The following is a 431-nucleotide window of genomic DNA, read 5'->3' as shown; positions in this document are numbered from 1 at the left end:
GTGTAGACCCCGCCCCACGACTCGGGGTCGTAGTCGGCCGGGGCGTCGGCGAACGTGCCGTCGGCGTTGCGGCCCTGGAAGAAGTCGACGGCCGGGTCGAACAGGTTGACGTACTGGCCGGCCCGGTCGGCCAGGTAGGCCGCGTCGTCGCGGAGCTCGGCGCGACGCGAGGCGGGGGTGCGGGGGTCGGCCAGCAGCGCGGTCGCCATCTGCGCGAGACCGGCGTCGTTGATGCCGCCCTCGAGCTGCCACGACACCGACTCCGCGGTCGAGGTGTCGGTGAACTTCTGGAAGATCGAGGTCGTCAGGCCCTTGCGTCCGACGCCACTCTGCGTCGGCATCGTCGTGGCGTTCTTCAGCGCCGCGTCGAAGGTCGTCAGCGGGTCCTTCAGCGGCACGCCACGCAGGTAGGCGCCGGCGAAGGCGACGTC

Annotated in this window: 1 protein-coding gene; it reads right to left on the bottom strand. The window is 71.7% G+C overall.

Features of this window, described 5'->3' with window-relative positions:
* Positions 1 to 431, bottom strand: a 431-nt coding sequence (locus D7V88_RS42335) for a glycoside hydrolase domain-containing protein (RefSeq protein ID WP_147449193.1), incomplete at both ends; no start/stop codon positions are given.

Source organism: Corallococcus terminator (genome assembly GCF_003611635.1).
Lineage (GTDB): Bacteria > Myxococcota > Myxococcia > Myxococcales > Myxococcaceae > Corallococcus > Corallococcus terminator.
This window is presented reverse-complemented; position numbering and strand designations above follow the sequence as displayed.